The sequence below is a fragment of the Streptomyces sp. NPDC044003 genome, from assembly GCF_056435185.1.
In genome coordinates, this window is sequence record NZ_JBWKFA010000010.1 from 63,114 (window position 1) to 80,591 (window position 17,478).

Consider the following 17,478-nt stretch of genomic DNA (forward strand, 5'->3'; position numbering starts at 1 on the left):
ACGGGGCCGCATGGGGGCGCTAAGCGCGGTTCACGCTTTCTGGCGGGACCAGCCACTCACGGCCCCCGCTCTCGGGGCGTAAGAACGCCGTAGGGCGCTTCTGGCGCTCGCTCGGGAGCCGGGCGGGGTCCTCGTAGTCCAGGATCACGTCCCGCAGGATGCCGACCCGTCCCGCGCGGTCTTCCACACGCTGCCCGATGTCCGCCGAGGTGACCATCAGTGCCCCTCGGGGTGGCGCCGCATGAAGATGTTGCAGTCGCTGATGGTCGACCAGTCGCCCACGACGCGAGCACGGCCCCGCACTGCGGCGAGCTCAGCGCAACCCGCACACCCCTCGGCGGGGTCCGGTTCCCGCTCCAGGCCCAGCGGCAGTTCGATCGGTGGGGTGCTGTAGCGCGTGGGCTCACTCATGGCGCGATCGTCGCGCCGGTCATCAGGACGGGGGAACCTCGTACGTTTCCCACTTCGGGACGTCCCATCGCGTGTAGAACGTCCCTCGGGATGTCCGGGAGTCGAGGGGGCGAAAGTATGCAGAACGAGCGACTTCGAGCCGTCATGGAGGCTGGCGGTTGGACGCACGCTGCTCTGGCCGATGTCACGGGCGTCGACCCCAAGTCCGTGGAACGGTGGGTCAACCTCGGTCGTACTCCGCGCCGGGCAACTGCACTGGCGGCAGCGGAAGCGCTCGGAGAAGACGTGCATGCCCTGTGGCCGGCACTCCGGCAGGCGCGTGCCGCACGCGCCGTGAGCCCCGAACTCGTCGCCTTGTACGGACAACGGGCGGATCTTCCCGTGTCGGTCTTCGTCGATCTCTTCTCTCAGGCACGGCAGCGAATCGACGTGCTGGTGTACGCGGCCGTCTTCCTGCACGAGGCGTACCCCCGCCTCAACGACCTCCTGCGCGAACGGGCCGACGACGGATGCGCAGTCCGCATCGTGGTGGGTGACGCCGACGACCCCAACGTCCAGCAGCGCGGACGGGAAGAGAGATTCGGCCACGGCATCGAATCCCGCTGCCGACTCGCGCTCCTGCACTACCAGCCCCTCGCGGACGTACCGGGCATCGAGCTGCGCACCCACGGAACGACCCTCTACAACAGCCTGTACCGCGCCGACGATCAGATGCTGGTCAACGCTCACGTGTGGGGCGTCAACGCCTACGGCGCGCCCGTGTGGCACCTCCGGCACCACGGCGACGGGGGCATGTTCGACACCTACGCGGGGAGCTTCGACGCCGTATGGGAAACGGCCCGCCCCGTGGAAGGCTGAGCGTCGTGGCCCGAACCGAGTACTACGACGATCCGAACGCCCCCCGGCCGAACAGCCTTGTCGTGGCAGCTTCCGCCGTCGTGACCGACGGGGACGGGCGCGTTCTTCTCCAGCGGCGCCGGGACAACGACTTGTGGGCGCTGCCGGGCGGAGCCATGGACATGGACGATTCCCTGCCCGGCACGGCCGTGCGAGAGGTCAAGGAGGAGACCGGTCTGGACGTCGAGATCACGGGACTCGTCGGCACGTACACCGACCCCCGCCACGTCATCGCGTACAGCGACGGAGAGGTACGCCGACAGTTCAACGTCTGCTTCACCGCCCGAGCCGTCGGCGGCGCCCTGGCCATCTCGGACGAGAGCACGGAACTCCGCTTCGTGGCGCCCGAAGAACTCGACTCGCTTCCCATGCACCACACGCAGCGGCTACGACTCAGGCACTTCCTGGAGCACCGCGCCGCCCCGTACCTGGGGTAGGGCTACCGGTTGCGGTGGCGTCACTGCCCAGCCGACTACGTGCACCGGCCAGCGGTTCATCAGGAGTAGAAGCCCTGGCCGTAGTCCTCCCGCCTCAGAGTGAAGTCGTCCGGACGATCACGACGAAGCTCCTCGTATCGCCGCGCGAAGATGTCGATCGCTTCATGAAGCGTGCAGTCCAATGCTTCACGGATCGGCATGAGCGCAGAGGTGATCCGTTGCTCCAGGATGTCGCGGTCCAGACTCTCGCGCAGATGCTCCATGGTGCCGTGACCCTACCCGGCATGGATGGCCAACCTCTGGGGCATGGGATAGCTCCCCACAGAAACCCCCTGATCTGTTTTTCTCTTACTTTTCTATGCGCAATCAAAAAGGTAGGGAGAACCGTCACTCCGTCATGTTTTTATCGGGGTGAATGGGTTCAGGCACGGATTCCGTGAAGTGGATCGTGCTTCCATGCGCCGGTGACGCTCCGTCATTCTGGGCATCATCCTTCGGTCGTGTGAGACCTTGCTGGAGTTGGTGTTCCCGCACCTGGTGACGGTGCTGGTGGAACGCGTGGTGGTGGAGAGCGGCGTGCTGCGGATCGCGGCGAGCACGAAGGACGGGACAACGGCCGCCTGTTCGGGGTGCGGGGCATCGTCGATGCGGGTGCACAGCCGCTACGGACGCAGGATCGCCGATGCTCCAGTCGGCACCCAGCCGGTACTCATCGAGTTGTCGGTGCGCCGGCTGTTCTGCGACAACAGCGCCTGCGCGAGGGTGACCTTCGCCGAGCAGGTCGAGGGGCTGACCAGCCGTTATGGTCGGCGAACGCCCGTCCTGCAGCGGATCATCGGTGCTCTTGGTGTCGTTCTGGCTGCTCGCGCGGTGGCCCGGCTGGGGCTGGTGCTGGGCAGCATGGTCAGCCGGATGACCGTGTTGCGCGTGGTGATGGCGCTGCCGGAGCCGGTCTGGGCGGTGCCGCGGGTGCTGGGAGTGGACGAGTTCGCGACCAGAAAGGGCCGCCGGTACGGCACGATCCTGATCGACTGCGAGACCCACCAGCCCCTGGACCTGCTGCCCGACCGCGAGGCCGAGACCTTGGCCGCATGGCTGCGCGAGCACCCCGGCGTCGAGATTGTCTGCCGCGACCGCGCGGCGTTCTTCGCCGAGGGTGCTCGCACCGGCGCCCCGCAGGCCCAGCACTGCGCAGATAAATGGCATGTGTGGCACAACCTCGGCGAAGCCGTCGAACGCCTGGTCTCCCACCACCGCGTTCTCCTCCGCGACCTCGTCGAACCGGAACCTTCGCCCGAACCCGAACCCGAACCCGGGCCTGTGCCGACTTCCGTCGGCCAGGAGCCATCCGAGCCCTACCCAGCGGGGAAGTTCCTCGACCGGCTCCGCGACACCCACGCCGCGGTCCGGGCCCAGGTCGAGCAGGGCCTGAGCCTGCGCGAAGTCGCCCGCCGGCTCGGGCTGGGCCGCAACACGGTGCGGAAGTACGCTCGCGCCGCCAGCCCGGAGGCGATGCTGCACGGCCAATGGCAAGACCGGACCAGCAAACTCGACCGCTACCGGCCTTACCTGGAGCAACGGATCGCCGAGGGCTGCACGAACCTGTCGAGCCTCCACCGCGAGCTGCAAGAACTCTGGGCCCGCTGCGCCTACAGCACCCTCCGCGACTATGTCCATCCGCTGCGTCCCGGACGCCGACCCGCAGCCAACCGTCCGCCGATGGCCCGGCCGCCCTCGCCCCGCGAAGCCACCCGCTGGATCATGAGCCACCCCAACCATCTACGCAACGACGACCAACTGCGGCTCAAGACGTTGCTGGCCCGCTCGCCCGAGCTCACAGCCGCCACCACCCACGTCCGGACGTTCGCGACCGTCATGACCAACCGTGAAGGAGAACGGCTGCGCGGATGGATCGCCGATGTCTGCGCCGACGAAGAGTGCGGCCTGGCCTCCTTCGCCGCCGGGCTGATCACCGACCTCGACGCCGTCGTCTTCGGCATGAGTACCGAGTGGTCCTCCGGCCCCGTCGAAGGCCGCGTCAACGACCTGAAAGCCCTCAAGCGCAGCATGTTCGGCAGAGCAAAACTTCCGCTACTGCGCAAGCGGCTCCTTCTGATCGCGGCCAGCCGCCGACCCTAACCTCTGGCGCCTCGGGCCTGGCGGTCCAGGAACTCGATCAGTCGCGTCTCCAAACGTAGAAGCCGTTCTCGCTGCTCAGGAGGAAGAGACGCGAGGAGGTCGACCAGGACTCGCTTCCGCGGGACGTACACCATGTTGCCGGAGTAGATCCGGCAAGTGGAACACCAGACGAGTCCTATGCACCGCTCGAACATCGAGGACTCGGGCGGATGGAAGCGGTACTGGTACGAACAGACCGGCGTTCCGCAGACCGCGCAGAGGCGTCGATCGCCGTCGGGAAACGTGTCCCAGCTCCCGACCTTTCGCCAATGTTGTCGCCCGGCCGGTGCTCTTCAAGTCGTCATGCCGAGCATTCTCGCGCACAGAGATCCGCCCAGCACAGCCTCCGAGCAAGACTCCGGCCGACCACAGACCGTAACCGACTCTTGGTCACCTTCACGGAATCCGTGCCTGAACCCAAACGACCCGATGAACTCACTCCGTCATCACTCCGCCGCTGTGTGGGAGTCGCGAGTGGTGCTCAGGCCGTCCGCCGCTGCCGTTCTCTCGACCGAGGGAAGTCGATCGACAGACGTTCCAGTGCACGGCGTTTCATGTCCGCCGGGCGTCCCCCTCGCTGGCCCTTCGCGCACTCCAGGCGGGTTCCGGTGTCGAGCAGCATGAAGCGCCGTTCCCGGGCGTCGGCGATCCTCCAGTAGTCGGCGTAGGTCTTTCCTGTGGGAACCAGCTCCGTGCGTTCCTTCTGTACCGGAGTCGCTTCGAGGACCTCGGCGCGGCCCTCCAGAGCGTCCACCTGCTCCTGCCAGATGGCGAGGCCCACACGTGATCGCCTGGATTCGCGAACGGCGTACAGCTCACGGAGTTCGGTGGTGATCTCCTCCAGTTCGGGGCGGGGGTCGTAGCCGGGGTACGTCACCTGCTCCAGCACGGGGAAGCCTCCCCACTCCTTCAGGAACTCCCGTTCCGCGTAATCCTCCACCCAGTCGGTCTTGATGGCTGCCGGAGCCTCGCAGGGGAGTCCCTTGGTGCGGGCCCGGCATACGTACACCGAGTAGCTGTGTGCGGGGACCCGGTACATGCGGCCCTTGCAGGAGGCGCAGTGCAGGACGCCGAGCAGGAGCGCGCCCGAGTCCTTTCGGGTCCCGGCTGCCCCCTTGGGGCGCTCACCGAGGGCAGCCGTGATCTCCTCGAACCGGTCCCGTGTCAGGATCGGGTCGGCGGTAATGCTCACCGGCAGGCCGTTGCGGTCCCGGACGACGGACCCCGCGTAGGTCTGGTGGCCGAGGAGTGACGGGGACAGAAGTACACGCTTGACGGTCTGGCCGACCCACTTGCGCCCCTTCGGGGTCCGCCCCTGCCGAACGTCGTTCCAGTCGCGAGGCGTCAGGATGCCCTCGCTGTTCAGATGGAACGCGATGGCGTTCGGGGCGCCGCCGTCCAGCAGCATCCGGATCATCGTCTCGATGGCTTCGACGCGCTGCGAGTCCTGGGATAAGGTCCACCCCTCGCCTGCTGGACGCTGCACGGGCATGTATCCGTACGGAGGGATCCCTCCGGAGTACCGCCCCATGGCCCGCAGCGCCGCATTGGCACTCGTGACGCGCTCCTTGATGGCCTGGCTCTCCATCTGAGCGGCGAAGGCCAGCAGCATGATGATCAATTCGGACATGATCGAGGTCATGTCCAGTTCGAGGGAGCTGCCTCCCGGGCCCTCCGCGAAGACCAGGCGCTTGCCGTGGCGCTTCGCCCAGCGCGTCAGCTCGGCCATGTCTCCCATGGAGCGGACGGCGCGGTCGAGCCGCCACCAGATGATGACGTCGAAGTCGTCGGATCTGGCCAGCCACTCGCCCAGTTCCGGCCGTTCGAACGGAGTCGTCCTGGTGGCGGAGACGTCCAGATCCTCCGCGTAGCCGACGACCTCGGCCCCCAGGCGTCTGGCCTCCGCCAGACCGGCTTCCCGCTGGCGCTTGGGTGATGTCGATTCGTCGGACCTGACGCTCAGTCGGACCGCGATGAGTGCCCGTAACCCCGAGCAGTCATTATTCGTATTAATCATACGGATTGCCCCCCTTTCGGAGCTAACTGTATCTTCATGTCGGCTGTACTGTGGGTCGACTATCAAATTGCTCACTAGTCCACGAGGAGCGGTGGAGCGATCACGCGCCCGTGACCGCCGTTTACGAGGTCTAGTACGCGGTACGGTGCTGTGCCATTGACGGGACCGGGTGGGGGCATCGTTGAGCGCGCGCATTCTCATCGCCGAGGACGACGAAAAGCAGTCACGGCTGATTCGGATCTATCTGGAGCGGGAGGGGAATACCGTCCAGGTGGTCGCCGACGGGCGTTCCGCATTGGAACGGGTGCGTTCCGTCCGGCCTGATCTCGTCGTCCTCGACGTGATGCTGCCTTTCGTCGACGGGCTCGACGTGTGCCGCATTCTGCGCTCCGAGGGATCCGACGTCCCGATCCTGCTGCTCACCGCCCGCAGCACCGAGGAGGACATGCTCCTCGGCCTCGACCTCGGCGCCGACGACTACCTCACCAAGCCGTACAGCCCCCGAGAGCTCACCGCCCGGGTCCGCGCCCTGCTCCGGCGGTCCCGGGCGACCGGCGCGGCCGCCCGCGACGAGCTGCTGCGGGTCGGCGAGGTCGAACTCGACACCGCCCGCTTCGAGGTCCGGGTCGCCGGCCGGCCGGTGGCCCTGACCTCGAAGGAGTTCTCCCTCCTGGAGGTCCTGGCCCGCGAGCCGGGCCGGGTCTTCACCCGCGCGCAGATCATCGAGCGGGTCTTCGGCTTCGACAGCGACGTCCTGGAGCGCACGGTCGACGTCCACGTCCGCAACCTCCGGCTGAAGATGGAGGCCGATCCGGCCCGGCCCCGGCATCTGGAGACCGTGTACGGGCGGGGATACCGGCTCGCGGACGGGGAGCCGACCGCGTGAGCTTCCGGCTGCGGGTCTTCTCGCTCGTCCTGCTCGTCGCCGTGGCCGCCAGCGGCGCCACCGCCTGGCTGACCCTGCGGCAGCTCACCGGACAGGTCCGCGAGTCCGCCGCCGCCGACCGCCAGTCCATCGCCGCCATCACCGAGCGGCTGCGCGCCTACGGCGCCGGCCACGGCACCTGGGAGGGCGTCGCCGCCACCGTCCGCACCCTCGCCGAGGAGACCGGGCAGCGCATCCGGATCAGCACCGACCGGCAGGGCCAGATCGCCGACTCCGACACCCTCCTCGGCCGCGACCCGCGCCCCGGCAGCACCGCGCCCGCGCTCCTCGTCGACCCGAGGCCCGAGCTGGAGTTCCCCGCGGCCTGGGAGGCCGGCTCGATGCGCAAGGTGACGCCCTCCGTGATCACGAGCTACGGCGCCAACGTCACCTACGCGGCCTGCCTGACCCGGCTCGGACAGCAGGTCACCGTCCTGCGCGGCAAGTTCGGCATGCCGCTCTACCAGAGCGGCGGGAACACCCCGGCGGGCACGCCCTGCGCCGACCGCGGCTCGGGGGCCCCGAGCCGGGCCGACATCGACGCGGCCCAGTCCTGCCGCGCCACGGCGAACACCGAAGCCCTCGCCTGCCTGCGCCGGGTCTTCACCGAGCGCACCGCCGCCGTCGGCCCGCAGCCGCTGACCGTGCGGCTCGGCGCCGTCGACGACGCCGGGCAGACCCTCGCCGCCGGCCCCACCGCGCTCGTCGCCGCCGGAGTGGCCGCCGCCGTGCTCGCCAGCGCGCTGCTCCTCGGCCGGGCCGTCCTGCGCCCCGTACGCGCCCTCACGGCGGCCTCCCAGGGGCTCGGCGAGGGCGACCTGGGGCGCAGGGTGCCCGCCGCCGGCAAGGACGAGATCGCGGAGCTCGGCCGGTCCTTCAACCGGATGGCCGGCTCCCTCCAGGACAGCGAGGAGCGGCAGCGCCGGCTCGTCGGCGACATCGCCCACGAGCTGCGCACCCCCCTCGCCAACCTGCGCGGCTATCTGGAGGCGCTCCGGGACGGCGTCCTGGAGGCCGACGCCGAGCTGCTCGACTCGCTCCACGAGGAGGTGCTGCTCCAGCAGCGGATCGTGGACGACCTCCAGGACCTCGCGCTCGCCGAGGCGGGCGCCCTCACGTACCACCGCAGGCCCCTGGACGCGCGGGAGCTGGTCGAGGCCTGCCGGACCGCGCACAGCGCCCGGGCCGCGGCGGCCGGGGTCGCCCTGGAGGTGACGGGACCCGGCCCCGCCACCGTACGGCTGGACGGGGACCCGGACCGGCTGCGCCAGGCCCTCGGGAACCTCGTCGGCAACGCGGTGCGGCACACGGCCCCCGGTGGCCGTGTGCGGCTCGAACTGGACGAGCGGGACGAGAGGGTGCGGATCGCCGTCAGGGACACCGGCAGCGGCATCCCGGCCGCCGATCTGCCATACCTCTTCGACCGCTTCTGGCGGGCGGACGCGGCGCGCGGGCGGGCCACCGGCGGCAGCGGGCTCGGACTCTCGATCGCCCGGCAGATCGTGGCGGACCACCACGGCGCCGTCGAGGTGACGTCCGAGGTGGGCGTGGGGTCCGTGTTCACGGTGGTGCTGCCGGCCCCGCGGGGCGGGGCCGGCGGCGGGGTGCGGGATCAGCACGGGACGTTGGACCCGTAGCCGTTCAGCAGGCTGTCCTTGATCCAGCCCGAGATGCCGGTGGTGTTGTCGCGGACGTGCGACCACGTGCCGTCCTGGCCGGCCACCCAGCAGTGCAGGGTGAGGCCGTGGCTCGCCTGCGCCTGGCCGAGCGCGACGCACTCGGTCGTCGGGCCGCTGCGGATGTTCACGTAGTCGGTGTTGGTGCCGCCGGCCCGGCCGTCCCTGTTGGACCAGCCGGGGTTGTAGCAGGCGGCGGCACCTTCCGGGGCGGCCACGGCCGCCGTGGCCGGCAGGACCAGGCCGCCGGTGGCCGCGACGGCGCCGAGGGCCACCGCGGCGAGTTTCGTCCGAAGAGGCATCGATCTCTCCTGAACTCGTGGTCGTTCCCGCCCGGCGGTGCGCCGGACGGGCGGGTTCGTTCGAGTGCGGGGAAAGAATTGCCCGGCGGGGAGAAATCGTTCAATGGGCGGACACGGTGTCGGCTTCTTTTCGGTGGTGGATATCCGGCGGGGACGACGCAGTATTTCGGGAGTAATGCGGGCGGCGCCCGGAGGGCCTTCCGTCCTCCGGTCGCCGGGCTCGCGGAGCGCGTGACGGGGACCTGGGGAGCGGGTAATTCGCTTCCGGTCCGCCGGAATTCCGGAATCCGTCCCCTGAGGCAAACGGCGGGAAACGGCGGGAAGCGGCCAACCCGGTCCGGGACGGTCCCCGGGCCGGGTTGGCCGCTTCCGGCGGGCCGCGCGCGTCAGGTGCCGGACAGGGCCACCGTCGGCGCCAGACGGCTCGCCCGTACCGCCGGATAGAGCCCCGCGATCATCCCGATCACCAGGGTCGCCCCCACCCCGGCCGCCGTCGCCCACACCGGGACGACCGTCGGCCAGCCCCGGCTCACCGCGTACGCGGCGGTGATCACCGTCCCGAGGACGGTCCCGCCGAGGCCGCCGATCACCGACAGGAGCAGGGACTCCGTGACGAACTGGGTGCGGATCTGGCCCCGGGTGGCGCCGAGCGCCCGGCGCAGCCCGATCTCCGGGCGGCGTTCGAGGACGGAGATCACCATCGTGTTCCCGACGCCGACCCCGCCGACGAGCAGCGCGACGCCGCCGAGGCCGAGGAGCAGACCGGTCAGCGTCGACTCGGTGGCCTCGCGGGCCGCGAGCGCGTCCGACGGCCGTGAGACCTGCACCTCGGCGGGCTTCGCCGGGTTCGCCGTGGCCGGCAGCACCGCCCGTACCGCCGCGACGGCGCTGTCCTCGGTGCGGACGTAGACCGTCGAGGGATGGCCGTCGAACCGCAGGTACGTCCGGGCCGCCGGCTCGCCGACGAGCGCCGCGCCGTCCAGCTCCGGAGCCAGCGGTACGGGGTCGAGGACGCCGACCAGGGAGAACCAGCGGCCGCCGATCCACAGCCGGGTCCCCGGCGTGTACACATCGAGCCGCTGGGCGGCCGTCGCGCCGAGCACGACCGCCGGGTAGCGCTCGGTCGCCGCGTCCAGCCAGCGGCCCCGGCGCACCCGGCCGCCGACCGCCGGGAGCAGGCCGTCGTCCGCCGCCAGGACGGCGAGGGAGCCGGTGCGACCGACCGCGATCCGCTCGTTGCGGTAGACCTTCGCGTCGATCGCGCCGGTGGCGGCCACCTCCCGGACCGGCGGGATGCGGTCGATCATGCGCACGGCCTCAGCCGGGAGCTTCGTCTCCCGGCCGCCCACGGTGACGCCGGGCTCGACCCGCAGGAGGTTGGTGCCGAGCGCGTCGAGCCGGCGGTCCACCTCCGCCTGGCCCGAGCCGGAGATGCCGACCACCGCGATCATGGCGGCGACGCCGATCGCGATGCCGAGCGCGGAGAGGAACACCCGCAGCGGGCGGGTCCGCAGGCCGGTGCCGCCGAGCCGGACGACGTCGGCGGGGCGCAGCCGGGCCGGACGCAGGACGGTGCTCCGCCGCCCGGTGCGCCGGCCTCGGGGGGCGGGGATCATCCGTGCGCTCCGATCGCGGGTTCCGTGGAGGTGTCCGCGACCACCCGGCCGTCGCGCATCTCGATACGGCGGGGGAGGGCGGCCGCGATCTCCCGGTCGTGGGTGATGACGACGACGGTCGTGCCCGAGGCGTGCAGCTCCCGCAGGAGCGCCAGGACGGCCGCCCCCGACGCGGAGTCCAGGTTCCCCGTCGGCTCGTCGGCCAGCAGGACCGCGGGTCCGCCGACCACCGCCCGCGCCATGGCCACCCGTTGGCGCTCGCCGCCGGAGAGCTGGTGCGGCAGGTGGTGGACGCGGTGGCCGAGCCCGACCCGGGCCAGGGCCGCCGCCGCGCGCGCCCGGCGGCGGCGCAGCGGGATCCCGGCGTACAGCAGGCCGTCGGCGACCGCGTCCAGGACCGGGACGCCGACCGCCAGGTGGAACTGCTGGAAGACGAAGCCGATCCGGGTGGCCCGCAGCGCGGCCACCTCCCGGTCGGTCAGCTCCGCCACGTCGTGGCCGTCGACCAGGACATGGCCGGCCGTGGGCACGTCCAGGCTGCCCATGAGGTGGAGCATGCTGGACTTGCCCGAGCCCGACGGGCCGACGATCGCGACGAGTTCGCCCCGGTGGATCCGCAGGCTCACGTCCCGGACGGCCGCCACGCCGCCCGGGTAGGTCTTCGAGACCGCGTCGAACTCCACGACCGCCTCGCTCACTGGGGGATCCTCACCTTCAGGCCCTCGCGGACGGCCGGGCCGCTCACCTCGACCAGGCCGTCGGCGAAGAGCCCGGTCCTCGCCGTGACGAAGCGGCCGTCGGTCGTCTCCAGGCCGTGCCCGCCCTCGGCCAGTGCCACCAGCGCGGCGACCGGCACGGCGAGCACGTTCTCGCGCTTCCGGCCCACGTACTCGACGGTGACGGGGCCGCTCTCCAGGCGGCCGAGGGCCCGCTGGTCGGCGAGGGTGATCGTGACCGGGACGGTCGGCGCGCCGCCTCCGCCGGTCCCGCCGTCGCCGCCGGGGGCGGTCGCCTGTCTGCCGACGGACGCCACCTCGCCCTTCACGGGGTTCCCGTCGGGCAGCTTGACGGTGAGCTCGGTGCCGCGCACGGCCCAGGAGGCCTCCGCCGCCGAGGCGTTGACGACGACCTTGCGGCTCGTGCCGGTGTAGGTGAGCGCGTTCTCGCCGGCCGGGCCGCCGAGCCGTACGCCGGCCTGGCCGAGGCGGACCCGGCCGGTGGAGTAGATGAGGTCCCCGAGGCCCACGCGGCCGGTCTCCGGGAGGTCGAGGGACTTCTGCCAGCGCTTGACGGCCCGTTCGGTGCCGGAGGTGAACCTCTCGTCGACGGTGAAGCCGGTGTAGCCGAGCGCGGCGAGGTTGGACTCGAACTGGAGGACGTCCATGCCGCGCATCGGCTGCGGGGGAGGGGAGGGCGGGGGCGTGTCGGTGTTCTTCCCCTTGCCGCCGGTCGTACCGCCGTCCGTACCGCCGTCCGTACCGCCGTCCGTACCGCCGTCCGTACTGCCGTCTGTACCGCCGGTCGTACCGCCGTCCGTGCCTCCGGTCTTGCCTCCGGCGCCCCCCGACGCCGGAGGGGTCGTGGTCCCCGTGGTCCCCGTGGTCCCCGTGGTGTCCGGGGGCGGGGTGCCGGGCGTCATGCCCAGGTCGCGGTACATCGGCAGCGTGCCGTAAAGGAGCACCACCGGCCGGTCGTCCACCCGCAGCAGGGTGTCGCCGCGTTCGGCCGTCGCGCCGGGCTCGGGGAGCCAGGTGACGGTGCCGGTCGCCTTGACCGGCAGCGGGACCTCGGCCCCGTACCCCAACGTGCCCTCGACCGAGGTCCGTTCGGCGAGGCTCGTGCGGGTGACGGCGACGGTCGAGCCCGCGCGCGGGGGCGCGGACGGGGGTTTCTCCTCCCCGCCGCCGAGGCCCAGCCGGCCCGCGGCGGCGACCGCCGCCACCACCGCGACGGCCGCGACGAGGATCGTACGGTTCCGCCGGCGGCGTCCCGGGTTCCGCGGGGGAGCCGTCCCCTCCTGCACCGGATCCACGGGATCCGTCGGCTCCACCGGGTTCACCGCCTTCGCGCCCGTCTCGGTACCGGCTCCGCTCATCGCTCTCAGCCCTTGCCCGAGCCCAGGTCCTCATCGGCGGGCTCGCCGATGACCGGGCGGCAGATCCGCCCGGCCTGCTTGGCGCCGGCCGAGTCCTGGTTCCACTGCACGTCGCCGTAGTTGTTGCCGTCGGGCTCGGGGTCGGGGAAGTCGGGCGCGCCGTTCTTCTGCATGCACTCGGCGAACTTGAAGCGCAGCTTGATCTGTTCGGGGGTGAGCTTGGGCGCGGTCCGGCGCTCGATCTCCTCGGGGACGGCCATCTGGTTCCTGCTGCACGTCTCCAGGGTCTTGCGGAGGGTCGGGCTGTTCTTGATCGCGCGGCCGTCGGGCAGCTCCACCTGGCCGTTCTCATCGGGGTCGGGGGCGTCGATGCCGCCGGCGCGCAGGCACTTCACCCAGGCCCGCTGGGACTCGACGTACGCGGCGACCTCGTCCTTGCCGCCGCTGTTCCCGCTCCCGGTCGCGGCCTTGCCCTTGCCCGTACCGGCGGAGGGGGTGCCGTCGCCGGCCGTCGGGATCTTCCCGGCCCCTTCGCCTCCGCCACCGCCGCAGCCGGTCAGCGCGAACACCGTGACCGCCGCGGCGGCGGCCAGCAGCACCCGGTTCGTCCTCATCGGTTCTCCCGTTCCTCGGTAGGTGGAGCGACCGTAGGACGGGGGTGATGAAGAACTTTTGAAGAACCTGTCAGGCGATCATGAGGCCGGTTCCTGGGGGTTGAGCCGCCGGTCGAGCGCCATCGACAGCTCCGCCTCCACCACGCTCTTGGCGAGCGGGCGCAGCCGCCACAGGTCGTCGTCCTTCGCGTGGGTGCGCAGGAGTTCGGTGAAGAGTTCGGCGAGGGCGTCGGCGTGTTCGCGGACGCGGGCGCCCGCCTTGAGGACCTCGGCGAGCGGGACGCCCTCGCGGACGAGGGCGGCGGAGACGTCGAGCAGCCGGCGGCTGATGTGGATGATCTCCTCGCCGTCGGTGACGAGGTAGCCGAGGTCGAGCGCGGCGGCGAGGTTCTCGGCGGTGACCTCGCCGGCGAAGTGGTCGGCGAGCTCCTCGGGGGTGAGGCGGACCGGCTCCTCCTCGGAGGGGGCGGGCAGTGCGAGGACCTCGCGGACGTTCCGGCCGCTCTCGAAGGCGGTGGTGAGGTCGGCGATGCCGTTGAGGGTGTGGCCGCGCTCCAGGAGGGCGGCGATGGTGCGCAGCCGGGCCAGGTGGTTGTCGTCGTACCAGGCGATGCGGCCCTCGCGGCGGGGCGGCGGGATCAGGCCGCGCTCGCGGTAGAAGCGCAGGGTGCGCACGGTGATGCCGGCGGCGGAGGCCAGTTCCTCCATGCGGTACTCGCGGTGCGCGGGCGCGCCGTCGTTCGGCGCCTCGCGGGGGCCGTCCTGTGCGCCCGTCTGGGGACGTGATCCTTCTGCCACACCCGCCAGCCTATGTTGTACCGCCGGTAACTTTCCCTCGTCGTACCCCTACCGCTCGGTATGGAGCTGCTCTACAGTCCCGACTGTGCCAGTGATTGCTGGCGGAATCATGGCCGGGCGCACGGGAGGCGGCATGGCGAAGCACGAGCACGTACGGGTGGCGGTGATCGGGTCGGGATTCGGCGGCATCGGAGCCGCCGTCCGGCTCCGCCGCGAAGGGATCACCGACTTCGTCGTCCTGGAGCGGGCCGACTCCGTGGGCGGCGCCTGGCGCGACAACAGCTACCCCGGCTGCGCCTGCGACGTCCCCTCCCACCTCTACTCCTTCTCCTTCGCGCCCAACCCCGACTGGCCCCGGACCTTCTCCGGACAGCGCCACATCCGCGCCTACCTGGAGCACGTCACCGACACCTTCGGGATCCGCCCGCACCTGCGCCTCAACCACGAGATGCTCCAGGCGCGCTGGGACGCGGAGACGCTGCGCTGGGAGATCGAGACCAGCGGCGGCACCTTCAGCGCCGAGGTCCTCGTCTCCGCCGCCGGACCGCTCTCCGACCCGAAGATCCCCGACATCCCGGGCCTCGCCGACTTCCCCGGCAAGGTCTTCCACTCGGCGCAGTGGGACCACGACTACGACCTGCGCGGCAAGCGCGTCGCCATGGTCGGCACCGGCGCCTCCGCCATCCAGATCGTGCCCGAGATCCAGCGCGAGGTCGGGAAGCTCACCCTCTTCCAGCGCACGCCCCCGTGGGTCATGCCCCGCATGGACCGCGCCATCAGCGGCCCCGAGCGCTGGCTCCACCGCACGCTCCCGGCCACCGCGACCCTCCGCCGGGGCATCCTCTGGGGCATCCGCGAGCTCCAGGTCGGCGCCTTCACCAAGCACCCGAACGAACTCGGCCTCGTCGAAAAGCTCGCCAAGGCCAACATCGCGCGCTCCATCAAGGACCCGGAGCTGCGGGCCAAGCTGACGCCCTCGTACCGCATCGGCTGCAAGCGGATCCTGCTCTCCAACACGTACTACCCGGCGCTCGCCCAGCCCAATGTGGACGTCGTCGCCGCCGGCCTCCGCGAGGTCCGCGGCTCGACCGTGGTCGCCGCCGACGGCACCGAGACCGAGGTCGACGCGATCGTCTTCGGCACCGGGTTCCACGTCACCGACATCCCGATCGCCGAACGCGTCGTCGGCGCCGAGGGGCACACGCTCGCCGAGTCCTGGAAGGACGGGGTCCAGGTGCTGCGCGGGGCCACGGCCGGCGGCTTCCCCAACCTCATGATGATCATCGGGCCGAACACCGGCCTCGGGAACTCCTCCATGATCCTCATGATCGAGTCCCAGCTGAACTACATGGCCGACTACCTCCGCCAGCTGGCTCTGCTCACTCCCACGGGGCTGGGAGGCCGCACCGCCCTCGCCGTCCGGCCCTCCGCCGTCGGCGCCTGGAACCGCAAGGTCCAGACCCGGATGGAGCGGACCGTGTGGAAGTCGGGCGGCTGCAACAGCTGGTACCTCGACGCCAGTGGCCGCAACACCACCCTGTGGCCCGGCACCACGGCCGAGTTCCGGCGCGAGACCCGGCAGGTCGACCTCTCCGAGTACGAGGTGATCCGCGCCCCCAAGCCGGCCCCCGAGCCCGCCCGTACCACCCGGAAGAAGGAGACCGCCAAGTGACGCTCCAGAGCCTTCCCGCCCCCCGCGCGCTGACCGCCGTCTCCGCCGACGGCACCCCGATCCACGTCGAGGTGTACGGCCCCGAAGGCGCGCCCGCCGTCGTCCTCTCGCACGGCTGGACCTGCTCGATCGCCTTCTGGACCGAGCAGATACGGGCCCTCGCCGCCGACCACCGGGTCATCGCCTACGACCAGCGCGGCCACGGCCGGTCGCCCGCCCCCGCATCGGGGGGCTATGCGACCACCGCGCTCGCCGACGACCTGGAGGCCGTGCTCGCGGCCACCCTCGGCCCCGGCGAGCGGGCCGTCCTCGCCGGCCACTCCATGGGCGGCATGACGATCATGGCGGCCGCCGCGCGGCCCGGCTTCCGCCAGCACGCCGCCGCCGTCCTGCTCTGCTCCACCGGCCCCTCCCGGCTGACCGCCGAGGCCACCGTCGTACCGCTCCGGCCCGGCGGGCTTCGCACCCGGCTGACCAAGGCCGTCCTCGGCGCGAAGGCACCGCTCGGCCCGGTCAACGCCGTCTCGAAGAAGATCCTGAAGTACGCGACGATGGGACCGGGTTCGGCACCGGAGCGGGTCGAGGCCTGCGCCCGGATCGTGCACGCCTGCCCGCGCGGCGCCCGCCACGGCTGGTCGCAGGTCCTGGCGGGCCTCGACCTCGAAGCGGGCCTGCGCGAGCTGCGGCTGCCGGTGGCCGTGCTCGTCGGCACCGCCGACCGGCTCACCCCGCCCGTCCACTCCCATGTGATGGCGGAGGCGCTGCCGCACTGCACGGGCCTCGTCCAGCTGGCGGGCATGGGCCACATGACACCGGTGGAGGCCCCCGAGGCCGTCACCGCGCAGATCCGTGAACTGACCCTCACGTACCTGGGCGTGAAGGAGAACGAGGAGGCAGGGGCATGAGCAGGGTGAGCCTGGAAGGGCAGGTCGCGGTCGTCACCGGTGGGGCTCGCGGTGTCGGGGAGCTCCTCGCCCGCAAGCTCTCCGCGCGCGGCGCGAAGATCGCGCTGGTCGGCCTGGAGCCGGAGCAGCTCAAGGAGGTCGCCGGGCGGCTGCACACCGAGGCCGACTGGTGGCACGCCGACGTCACCGACCACGAGGCGATGGCCCGGGTCGCGGCCGAGGTGAAGGAGCGGTTCGGGAAGGTCGACATCGTCGTCGCCAACGCCGGTGTCGCGGCGGGCGGCCCGTTCGTCGACTCCGACCCGGACGCCTGGCGGCGGGTCATCGAGGTCAACCTGATCGGCGGCGCGGTGACGGGCCGGGCGTTCCTGCCGGTCCTCATGGAGTCCCGGGGGTACTTCCTCCAGATCGCCTCGCTCGCGGCCATCACCCCGGCCCCGATGATGACGGCGTACTGCGCCTCCAAGTCGGGCGTCGAGGCCTTCGCGCACAGCCTGCGCGCCGAGGTCGCGTACAAGGGCGTGAAGGTCGGCGTCGGCTATCTGTCGTGGACCGACACCGACATGGTGCGGGGCGCGGACCAGGACGACGTGATGAAGGAGCTGCGGCAGCGGCTGCCGTGGCCCTCGAACCGCACGTACCCCCTCGGCCCGGCGGTGGACCGGATCGTGGCGGGCATCGAGCGGCGCTCGGCCCATGTGTACGCGCAGTGGTGGCTGCGCGGGATGCAGTCGGTCCGCGGCTACCTGCCGAGCCTGATCGCCACGGTCGGGCAGCGCGAGATGCGGCGCTTCGAGCCGCGCCTGAGCTCGGTCTCCAGGGGCCTGGTGGGCGCGGGCGGTGCGGCGGACGAGCAGGCGCGGGCGGAGGGCTCCTCCCCGCGGTAGCCGTCCGTGACCGATCGACATGCGTGCGATGTCCTGACATGTCAGTCT

The 17,478-nt window shown here is 71.5% G+C and carries 17 protein-coding genes; 8 read left to right on the forward strand and 9 right to left on the reverse strand.

Annotation, left to right across the window (positions count from 1 at the left end; genetic code table 11):
* Positions 1 to 216: 216 nt before the first annotated feature.
* A complete protein-coding gene (locus tag AC07AW_RS32215; RefSeq protein WP_478818999.1) occupies positions 217 to 411 on the reverse strand; it encodes a hypothetical protein in 195 nt (64 codons plus the stop codon).
* 117 nt (positions 412 to 528) lie between these two features.
* On the opposite strand from AC07AW_RS32215, the gene AC07AW_RS32220 reads away from it, so the two are divergent.
* Positions 529 to 1,269: a helix-turn-helix domain-containing protein gene (locus AC07AW_RS32220; protein WP_478819000.1), complete on the forward strand. Its 741-nt coding sequence runs from the start codon at positions 529 to 531 to the stop codon at positions 1,267 to 1,269.
* Positions 1,270 to 1,274: 5 nt separating this feature from the next.
* On the forward strand, positions 1,275 to 1,745 hold the full coding sequence (locus tag AC07AW_RS32225) for an NUDIX domain-containing protein (protein ID WP_478819001.1): 471 nt from the start codon (positions 1,275 to 1,277) through the stop codon (positions 1,743 to 1,745).
* A 59-nt stretch (positions 1,746 to 1,804) separates the two neighbouring features.
* Here AC07AW_RS32225 and AC07AW_RS32230 read toward each other — a convergent pair whose 3' ends face one another.
* Positions 1,805 to 2,008, reverse strand: a complete 204-nt coding sequence (locus AC07AW_RS32230; RefSeq protein WP_478819002.1) for a hypothetical protein — start codon at positions 2,006 to 2,008, stop codon at positions 1,805 to 1,807.
* A gap of 247 nt (positions 2,009 to 2,255) precedes the next feature.
* Between AC07AW_RS32230 and AC07AW_RS32235 the strand changes: the two genes are divergently transcribed.
* Positions 2,256 to 3,884, forward strand: a complete 1,629-nt coding sequence (locus tag AC07AW_RS32235; RefSeq protein WP_478819003.1) for an ISL3 family transposase — start codon at positions 2,256 to 2,258, stop codon at positions 3,882 to 3,884.
* A gap of 520 nt (positions 3,885 to 4,404) precedes the next feature.
* Here the strand turns inward: AC07AW_RS32235 and AC07AW_RS32240 are convergent.
* A complete protein-coding gene (locus AC07AW_RS32240; protein ID WP_478819004.1) occupies positions 4,405 to 5,940 on the reverse strand; it encodes a recombinase family protein in 1,536 nt (511 codons plus the stop codon).
* Positions 5,941 to 6,121: 181 nt separating this feature from the next.
* Here AC07AW_RS32240 and AC07AW_RS32245 point away from each other — a divergent pair, with 181 nt between their 5' ends.
* Together AC07AW_RS32245 and AC07AW_RS32250 are read left to right on the forward strand one after the other, a co-directional pair.
* Complete coding sequence (locus tag AC07AW_RS32245) at positions 6,122 to 6,826, forward strand: response regulator transcription factor (RefSeq protein ID WP_478819005.1); 705 nt, start codon at positions 6,122 to 6,124, stop codon at positions 6,824 to 6,826.
* Positions 6,823 to 8,502 carry a HAMP domain-containing sensor histidine kinase gene (locus AC07AW_RS32250; protein WP_478819006.1) on the forward strand — a complete coding sequence of 560 codons (1,680 nt, stop codon included), beginning with the start codon at positions 6,823 to 6,825 and terminating at the stop codon, positions 8,500 to 8,502. Before AC07AW_RS32245 ends, AC07AW_RS32250 begins: the two co-directional genes overlap by 4 nt.
* On the opposite strand, the gene AC07AW_RS32255 is transcribed toward AC07AW_RS32250, so the two are convergent.
* The 6 genes from AC07AW_RS32255 to AC07AW_RS32280 form a co-directional block, all read right to left on the reverse strand.
* Complete coding sequence (locus AC07AW_RS32255) at positions 8,478 to 8,843, reverse strand: SH3 domain-containing protein (protein ID WP_478819007.1); 366 nt, start codon at positions 8,841 to 8,843, stop codon at positions 8,478 to 8,480. The two genes, AC07AW_RS32250 and AC07AW_RS32255, sit on opposite strands and share 25 nt — an antisense overlap.
* A 386-nt stretch (positions 8,844 to 9,229) precedes the next feature.
* Positions 9,230 to 10,459: an ABC transporter permease gene (locus AC07AW_RS32260; RefSeq protein ID WP_478819008.1), complete on the reverse strand. Its 1,230-nt coding sequence runs from the start codon at positions 10,457 to 10,459 to the stop codon at positions 9,230 to 9,232.
* Complete coding sequence (locus tag AC07AW_RS32265) at positions 10,456 to 11,157, reverse strand: ABC transporter ATP-binding protein (RefSeq protein ID WP_478819009.1); 702 nt, start codon at positions 11,155 to 11,157, stop codon at positions 10,456 to 10,458. Before AC07AW_RS32265 ends, AC07AW_RS32260 begins: the two co-directional genes overlap by 4 nt.
* Entirely contained in the window at positions 11,154 to 12,554 is a 1,401-nt protein-coding gene (locus tag AC07AW_RS32270; protein ID WP_478819010.1) for a peptidoglycan-binding protein, read from the reverse strand. Before AC07AW_RS32270 ends, AC07AW_RS32265 begins: the two co-directional genes overlap by 4 nt.
* Before the next feature lie 5 nt (positions 12,555 to 12,559).
* Complete coding sequence (locus AC07AW_RS32275; RefSeq protein ID WP_478819011.1) at positions 12,560 to 13,168, reverse strand: hypothetical protein; 609 nt, start codon at positions 13,166 to 13,168, stop codon at positions 12,560 to 12,562.
* A 78-nt stretch (positions 13,169 to 13,246) separates the two neighbouring features.
* Complete coding sequence (locus AC07AW_RS32280) at positions 13,247 to 13,876, reverse strand: MerR family transcriptional regulator (RefSeq protein WP_478819165.1); 630 nt, start codon at positions 13,874 to 13,876, stop codon at positions 13,247 to 13,249.
* A 223-nt stretch (positions 13,877 to 14,099) separates the two neighbouring features.
* Between AC07AW_RS32280 and AC07AW_RS32285 the strand changes: the two genes are divergently transcribed.
* Genes AC07AW_RS32285 through AC07AW_RS32295 form a run of 3 tightly spaced genes read left to right on the forward strand, consistent with a single transcriptional unit; the run spans position 14,100 to position 17,430 of the window.
* Positions 14,100 to 15,638, forward strand: a complete 1,539-nt coding sequence (locus AC07AW_RS32285; protein ID WP_478819012.1) for a flavin-containing monooxygenase — start codon at positions 14,100 to 14,102, stop codon at positions 15,636 to 15,638.
* On the forward strand, positions 15,635 to 16,543 hold the full coding sequence (locus AC07AW_RS32290) for an alpha/beta fold hydrolase (RefSeq protein ID WP_478819013.1): 909 nt from the start codon (positions 15,635 to 15,637) through the stop codon (positions 16,541 to 16,543). Before AC07AW_RS32285 ends, AC07AW_RS32290 begins: the two co-directional genes overlap by 4 nt.
* Positions 16,540 to 17,430 (forward strand): SDR family oxidoreductase, encoded by an 891-nt coding sequence (locus tag AC07AW_RS32295; RefSeq protein ID WP_478819014.1) that lies wholly within the window; start codon positions 16,540 to 16,542, stop codon positions 17,428 to 17,430. Before AC07AW_RS32290 ends, AC07AW_RS32295 begins: the two co-directional genes overlap by 4 nt.
* Positions 17,431 to 17,478 lie beyond the last annotated feature (48 nt).